This window comes from Neobacillus drentensis, from assembly GCF_036965645.1.
Taxonomy (GTDB): Bacteria; Bacillota; Bacilli; order Bacillales; family Cytobacillaceae; genus Neobacillus; species Neobacillus drentensis_D.
The window spans coordinates 1-7,673 of record NZ_JBALPZ010000145.1; the positions used below are offsets into that span (position 1 = coordinate 1).

The following is a 7,673-nucleotide window of genomic DNA, read 5'->3' on the forward strand; positions in this document are numbered from 1 at the left end:
TAACAGTTACATTATTTCAAGTAACCATCCCGACTTGTATTTTATAAAAAAAGAAACTCCAAAAAAATTTATTTGGAGTTTTAAAAATATATATTCTTACAAGTCATTTATCATTTAGTCCCACACGGTTAAGTCTAGTAATTGAGCACACAAAGGAAATCATTGAAATTACTTAACAGCAGTAGGACGCACCTTAGCTTTATCGGATTCACCCGCTACTCGGTTAGCAGCCACCCGATCTTGAGACATTTCTTCTACCGTCCTAACACGAAGTCTTGCAGCACCTTGATTTTGTTTCGTAGGGATGAGATTTCCTGATGCCAATCTCTCCTTTGCTTTTTCAATCGCCGTTTTATATTGTGGCAGCCACTTCTCCTGTGCCACGAGCATCTCATCGGTTAGCTGCCAAATTTCCTTCGGATTACAAACGGCACCGACGAGAGGATCCATCATCATCGCTTGACGCAACAGCAGGTCATCCCCACTTATCGCAGCCTCTACTGCAAGTCGTTGGACGGAAATACTCACATTACAAACCGCTGCACACCCAATTGGCAATTCACCAACCTTTGGGATGCTAATTCCATTTCCATCCACATATCCCGGCGCCTCGATAATGGCATCATCAGGAAGATTCGAAATGACGCCATTATTTACGACATTTAAATGGCCGCGATACACCCTTCCTGTTTCTAATCCTTCCACAATATAAGAGCCGTGTTCTTCACTTCGATGTTCTTGTTTATATTCAAGGGCAGGATCTTTCATCCAATTCGGAAAATCCGTCTCGAACCAGTTTCTGCTCTCCGTACATACTCTTAAATAGCCGCCTGTTTCACCATTTATCCAGCTTCCCAAATCAATCCACTCAGAAATTTCTTCCGGACGTTTCCGGTACCATGGCAAATATTCACTTAAGTGCCCATTGGATTCTGTACTGTAATAACCAAACCTCCTGAGCATATCAATCCGCACTTTTTCCGTTTGACTATATTCCGGATGGTTTTCAAAACCTTCCAGCAGCTTTCCAGTCATGTCCTCACCCTTGTGTCTCACTTGAACATACCAGGTTTGATGGTTAATTCCGGCACAAACAATATCAACCTCCTCTTTCGTTAACCCAAGGACATCAGCAATTTGCTTATGTCCATGCTGAACACCATGACAAAGACCAATTGTCCTCACACCGCCATATTTATTACAAACCCACGTCATCATCGCCATAGGATTAGCATAATTCAACAGCAGGCAGTCCCGCTCTGCCACTTCACGGATATCTTTACAAATGTTCAACATTTCGGCTATCCCGCGCTGACCATACATGATTCCGCCAGCACAAAGTGTATCTCCCACACATTGATCAATACCATACTTTAACGGAATATCAACATCTGTTTGAAATGCTTCAAGACCGCCAATTCTGACGACAGAAAAAATATACTTTGCATCCCTAAGGGCCTCGCGCCGATTTAAGGTAGATTGAATTTGGATATCAAGCCCGTTTTCTTTGATATCGCGCTGACAAAGCTCGGTCACCATCTGTAAATTACGTGAATTGATATCGGTAAAAGCCACTTCTATCTGATGAAATTCAGGTACAGCCAGTAAATCCCGTAATAGTCCTCTTGTAAACCCAATACTACCTGCTCCGATAAAGGCAACTTTAAATGACATAGGGCAACTCTCCTTAAAAAATAGATTTATAGCCATTTTACCAGCCTACAAATAGAAAACGTTATCAAAATCGTAACTTCTTATTTTAACAAATAGATAAGATTCTCACTTGTTCCTCAAACTCTTTCCCATGAGGCAAATTCCTTTTTATGCGTCGCCGCTTTTCGATATTCCACTGGCGTTTGCTGTGTATATTTTTTAAAAAGTGAACTAAAGTATTGGCGGCTATTGATCCCGATATAATCAGATATTTCAATTAAAGGGATTTCCGTTTCCGCTAAAAGCATCTTGGCTTTTTCCATACGAGTAGAGGTGAGGTATTCCATAACTGTTAAACCAGTATGTTTTTTAAAAATCCTATGTAGATACCCAGGATGAAGATTCACGTCTGCAGCAATATCTTTCATCTGGATCTCACAATCATAATTCTCATGAAGATAAGCAATCACCTTTTTGATATAAATATTCGTTTGTTGCTGCGGTTCATTGGCTTTTGCTTCAACCGCCAGCCTCCCAATTTGAATTAAAAGCTGGGAGAGCAGCAAATGCACCATTAGTAGATTCTCTTTCCCCCTTTCGTCCATTTCTAATACAAGGTTTTTTAAGACAAAATAAACCTCATTAGGATCCTTTAAGAGAATATAAGGAGCATTCATTTTCAATAATTTAGCAAAGGCTCGGTCTTCGGCTGCAAAATCTTTGATAGAGGGAAAAAATCCTTTTTTCTCATGAAAACGAAATTCAACGTTTAGCATCCGACACGGACTGCCTTTCTCTACTAACAGGCGATGGGGAACTTCTGCATCAATAATAATGAAATCCCCCTTCTTCATGAATAATGACTCTCCTTCGGTTTCAACACAACAATGACCTTCAATGACATACATAATTTCGACCTGATTATGAGCATGAAATGGCATCGAATAGTGATCCCACTGTTTATAGTAATAGGCAACAAGTTCAGGAAGAAACTCACCGCTTGTCAACGCACTCTCGTATAGACTACTTTTCTTCATTTCGGCCTCCTCTTGATCTAACAGCTTTCTATTTTTATTTGCCAGCACCCATCGTGATTCCTTTGACAAAATGCTTTTGCATAAAAATAAACAATAGTAAAATCGGCAAAGAAGATAAAATGATCCCGGCAAAGCCTGTATTAAAGTCAGTGCTGAAAGCAGAAAATAGCTGTGATTGCATAACAGTTAATGTCTTCATGTTGTTTTCGGATAAAAATAGAAGCGGCATGAGGTAATCATTCCAAATTTGCAAGGATAAAATAATCGTTAAGGCTGCCGCCACTGGTTTTAACATGGGCAGTACAATTAACCAGAAGGTTCGAAGTACAGAACAACCGTCAATAGCAGCCGCTTCTTCCACTTCCTTCGGGATTGTTTTCATAAATCCAGTTGTCACAAAGACAGCAAATGGAAGATTGGTAGCGACATAGAGAAAAATAACCCCTGCAAAATTATTAATAAAGCCTAAATTACTCCCTAATGTAAACATCGGCACAAAAATGACCTGATAGGGTATTAAAATCCCCGCAATAAAAAGAACATAGGCGGAGTTAAAAAATTTTGTTTCACCTCTGGCAATGGCATAGGCTGCCATACTGCTCAAAATGATAATCAAGATAACGGAACAAACCGTTAAAAGGGCTGTATTTCCCAGGCTCTGCCAAAAGTTCAATGCTTCTAAAGCCTTTGAAAAATTGGCCCACTCAATATGGTTTGGCAATGAAAGCGGGAAAGATTTAGACGTTTCTTGCTGTGATTTTAATGCGTATAGAAAAACAATCAGAGAAGGAATTAAATAGGCAATCGCTACAACAGAAATAAAGATTTGTAAAAGGAGGGAACCTAGACGGTATTTTCGTGCCATTATAATTCCACCTCTCTTTTTCTTAAAACTTTCAATTGAATAAAAGCAAAGATCATTAAGACAATTAAGAAGATTACCGACATCGCGGATGCGTAACTCGCTCTTTGGGAAGTAAAGGCACTGTTGAATATATACATGATAAGTGATTGCGAAGAGTCACCAGGTCCACCATTGGTGGAGGCTACAATTAATTCAAATACTTTCAAACTGCCCGTAGCAATTCCAATCGTACAAATCGTGATGGATGGCGCTAACATAGGGATAGTAATGTGATAGAATTTTTGCCGCCAATTTCCTCCATCGACTGTGGAAGCTTCGTATAGTTCTTTTGGAATCGCCTGAAGTCCGGCTAAATAAATTAACATCCAATATCCGATCCACTGCCAATTGTTCGCAATCAGTAATCCACCCAATACGGTATCAGGACTTGAAAATAATGCAAAGGATATATTTGTTCCCAATAAATCATTTAGGCTTGGTAAAATGTCCCCAAACATTTTGGTCCAAATTTGTCCTACTAGAATTGGACTTAACAACACGGGAGAAAAGATAATGACGCGGTAGAGGTTTTTGGCTCTAATGCTGCTATCCAAAATCACAGCAAAGAACAGGGCAGCAACATTTTGAATAATCGTATTAAAAATCATAAACAAAAATGTGAATTTAAAAGCCTTCATAAAGATTTCATCTTTAAAAATTTCTAGATAGTTCGCAATCCCTACCCAATTCTTAGTAAGACTTATTCCGTCCCAATCGGTAAAAGAATTGTAGATCCCCATGAATAATGGAATAATCATCCCAATAATAAAAACGATTAATGGCGGCATTAATAATAAAAAATAGCCTTTATTTTTAAAACGTGTTTTTTTAGCCGCCCGCTCTGTATGAATCTGTTTTTTCGTGATGATTTGCGGCTGTGGATCTCCTTGACTAATATTCACGAGAACACCTCCGTAGGCTAATTAGCTGTATGGAAAAGGGAATACATTCCCTTTTCCATCTTACAATCCTCTAGTTTGTTTGGAACTTAACCTTTGACTTAAAATCATCGGTTGCCTTTAGTGCTTCTTCCAAGGTCATTTTACCTAAAAGCCACTCAGCAATATAGGTGGTATATTGTTGTTGGTATGGCCATGGAATTTGGACATTTCCAATATTAGCATCGACAACACCCGCATTTTTAGCGGTATTAATATCATTTACATAATCACTTTGTACATCTGGGACGACATCCGGCAGCAAACTTTGGGTTTGAACTTGGTTAATGTATTCTTTTGCTAAACTCTTATCTGTTGCGAGGATTTCTAATACTTTTTTCACTTCCTTTGGATGTTCCGTTGCTTTGCTCGCAGACCACGTATGATCAGATTGCATAATGAGTTTGGTATTCTCGGCATCTACGGCAGGTGTTGGGAAAAAGCCAAGCTTAAAGTTAGGATTATTCTTGAAGATCTGTGCGGGTGCCCATGTCCCGATAATCCACATGGCTGTTTTTCCGTTGGCAAACAGGTCAGCTGCTCCAGTAAAATCTACACCAAATGGATCTTTTTCAGTGTTTTCATAAAGATTCTTAAAATGTTGGAAAGTGGTTTTATATTCAGGTGATTTTGCGAACGAAACTTTTCCTTTTTGTAAGTCAGATCCCCACTCCGGATTCTTAGAAAATACTTCCAAAGTTGCAAACTGATTCGCGGAATTCCCCATTTGATAGTCTTTAAAATGAGAAGTAAATGGCGTGATTCCTCTAGCTTTTAAGGTTTTAGCCACATCCATTAATTCTGCCCACGTTTTCGGAATTTGGATATTATTTTCTTCAAATATTTGTTTGTTGTAGAATACCCCTTGAAAGTTGGCAGTGTACGGAACAGCATAGTCTTTGCCATTAACCTTCAAGGCTTTACGGACATCATCCGGGAATTCTTTCATAAATGGTTCATTTGTTAAATCCATTAAGAACTGAGCATATTTTGGATGATCTCCGCCCTTGATCATGATAATATCAGGAAGCTGTTTTCCAGCAATTCTCGTTTGCATAACAGAGTTGAAATCCTTGTCCCAATTGATGTTTTCAAACTGCAGTGTTACGTTAGGAAGTTCTTTTTTGACTGCCTCAACAATGGCTTTTTGGGTTTCCTTTTTATTGGTTGTATTCCAATCAAGGACTTTTAACGTTATTTTTCCGTCACCACTTGAACTAGATGTTGAGCTGCAAGCGGTTAATGATAAAAACAATGCCAGTACAACCAATAGGCTAACTATTTTCATGAAACCACACTTCATTCCATTCTCTCCCTTTTATTGGTATCTTCTTTCCAACCATAAATTAATCGAGATCTAGAAACATCCGTTTTCAAAAAAGGCATTTGGAAGCGATTTCAACACGTGCTGTTTTAAATAAACGTTTATGTAATGAAGGAATTCACCACCTAACAATTGTAAGAATATTATTAATCTTTAATCTATTTGTTATTATACTTGCGAATAAAAGCTTGCTTCAATACAGAATCCTAACTTCCTATATCCATCCATTTATAAAATCCTAACTTTTTAGATGTAGGATGTTAGGATAATAAAAAAAGAAAAAACAGCGCAACAACTGCGCTGTCCCCATATATTTCTATTCAATTTCATACATATTTCTATAAATCATTTCTAAATAATAGATACCAATAGCTTATGCAAAATTTTTTCCGTTTAAGTAATAGGCCGACTCCAAAAATACACTAAAGGCAACTTCCACTTCAGGAATGTCTAATGAACGGACGTGCTTTGTGATAATTTCGGCAAACTGATCTTGTATTACCTGGCCTCGTTCAAACCATTTTACCTCAATAAAAGGAAATCCTTTTACTTCATTTTCATTAAATATAAACGTCGATTGTGGAATTTCTAACGTAAAATTGTCGGTTTCACATTGACAAAGATTGGCCAAATCCTTAACTAACGAAATACTCACTTTCTTTACTTGATCTACCGAAATTCCTTTAAAAATCAGCTGGGGCATATCATTTTCCTCCATAAGTCATTTAAGGTGTCATATGTGTCTAATCCATTCAAAATCTGCAGGCAATATTAGCAAATCCTTACGAACAGATGCCAAGAACTATCTAAATTTAAGGTTAATGAAATTATACCAAAAACAACAATCTATAAAAAAAGTGTTCAAAGAAAAAACGCTAAACTCAAATTCAGAAAGAGTTTAGCGTTTATTGTTGTTTCGTCCTATGTAATAGCCCACACAACTTCACTAGTTATGGCTGCTGCGTTCCCGCCCTGACCTGTTCCTAGTGTCCTTGTTGGACTATGACTCCGCAGGTAGGACTCGAACCTACGACCGATCGGTTAACAGCCGATAGCTCTACCACTGAGCTACTGCGGAATATTGCTGAGTTATGTTGCTTTCGCAACGAACTCTGGTGCCGGCTAGAGGACTTGAACCCCCAACCTACTGATTACAAGTCAGTTGCTCTACCAATTGAGCTAAACCGGCATATAATTTGAGATTTTATTATGTTTGCCCACGCTGATATAGTTAACGTCATCCTGACCTCAGAAAGCTTATGCACGCAGCAGCTCGGTCAGTATGCTGTAGACTACTCAGGAAGCTTATTCGATCGTGCTCTACCAATTGAGCTAAACCGGCATATCTATCATCTCGTCATGTTTATATTATACTCAGGAGATGATGCTTATTCAAGTGTTTTTTATAGATTTTTAAGTGGAAATGACGGGAGTTGAACCCGTGTGCAAAGATATTGGCACTTATACTTCTACGAGTGTAGTCAGTTTAATTGGTTTCACCCACTTCTTTAGCCCACTGACAGGCATGGAAGCAGCTAGTCTGGTTAGTCTCTTCCGTTTTCCTCAGACTGTGGAATTCGGCGTAGTCCACTTAAGATGAGTCCCAAACCTGCCACATGGACGATGGAGGATGGAACCGCTAACGTCTGTTATTAGGCAGCGAAAGCGAAGTTGTTGTTTTGTTTGCCAGTTATTAGGCTTTATCGTTTTAACGAGGCCGAATCCCTCGACTCGCAATATAAGCTCAAACTATCCCTGTCGATACCAAGACATCCCCATTGTAATATGGCAGAGAAGAAGGGATTTGAACCCTCGCG

At 38.8% G+C, this 7,673-nt stretch carries 6 protein-coding genes, 2 tRNA genes and 2 other RNA genes; all 10 read right to left on the reverse strand.

What is annotated here, in order from left to right; all coding sequences use genetic code 11:
* Positions 1-168 precede the first annotated feature (168 nt).
* Complete coding sequence (locus tag V7266_RS24475) at positions 169-1,674, reverse strand: alpha-glucosidase/alpha-galactosidase (RefSeq protein ID WP_335471772.1); 1,506 nt, start codon at positions 1,672-1,674, stop codon at positions 169-171.
* Between the two features lie 116 nt (positions 1,675-1,790).
* On the reverse strand, positions 1,791-2,690 hold the full coding sequence (locus V7266_RS24480) for an AraC family transcriptional regulator (RefSeq protein WP_335471774.1): 900 nt from the start codon (positions 2,688-2,690) through the stop codon (positions 1,791-1,793).
* Positions 2,691-2,724: 34 nt separating this feature from the next.
* Positions 2,725-3,555 (reverse strand): carbohydrate ABC transporter permease, encoded by an 831-nt coding sequence (locus V7266_RS24485; protein WP_335471776.1) that lies wholly within the window; start codon positions 3,553-3,555, stop codon positions 2,725-2,727.
* A complete protein-coding gene (locus tag V7266_RS24490; protein WP_335471777.1) occupies positions 3,555-4,496 on the reverse strand; it encodes a carbohydrate ABC transporter permease in 942 nt (313 codons plus the stop codon). The genes V7266_RS24485 and V7266_RS24490 overlap by 1 nt, the downstream gene beginning before the upstream one ends.
* A gap of 70 nt (positions 4,497-4,566) precedes the next feature.
* Positions 4,567-5,835: an ABC transporter substrate-binding protein gene (locus V7266_RS24495; RefSeq protein WP_335471779.1), complete on the reverse strand. Its 1,269-nt coding sequence runs from the start codon at positions 5,833-5,835 to the stop codon at positions 4,567-4,569.
* Between the two features lie 394 nt (positions 5,836-6,229).
* Positions 6,230-6,559 carry a DUF1904 family protein gene (locus V7266_RS24500; RefSeq protein ID WP_335471780.1) on the reverse strand — a complete coding sequence of 110 codons (330 nt, stop codon included), beginning with the start codon at positions 6,557-6,559 and terminating at the stop codon, positions 6,230-6,232.
* A 219-nt stretch (positions 6,560-6,778) separates the two neighbouring features.
* Positions 6,779-6,863: signal recognition particle sRNA small type (gene ffs, locus V7266_RS24505), an RNA gene on the reverse strand.
* Positions 6,863-6,934, reverse strand: a tRNA-Asn gene (locus V7266_RS24510). Before V7266_RS24510 ends, ffs begins: the two co-directional genes overlap by 1 nt.
* A 35-nt stretch (positions 6,935-6,969) precedes the next feature.
* Positions 6,970-7,045, reverse strand: a tRNA-Thr gene (locus V7266_RS24515).
* A 226-nt stretch (positions 7,046-7,271) separates the two neighbouring features.
* Positions 7,272-7,633, reverse strand: a transfer-messenger RNA (tmRNA) gene (gene ssrA / locus V7266_RS24520).
* Positions 7,634-7,673 lie beyond the last annotated feature (40 nt).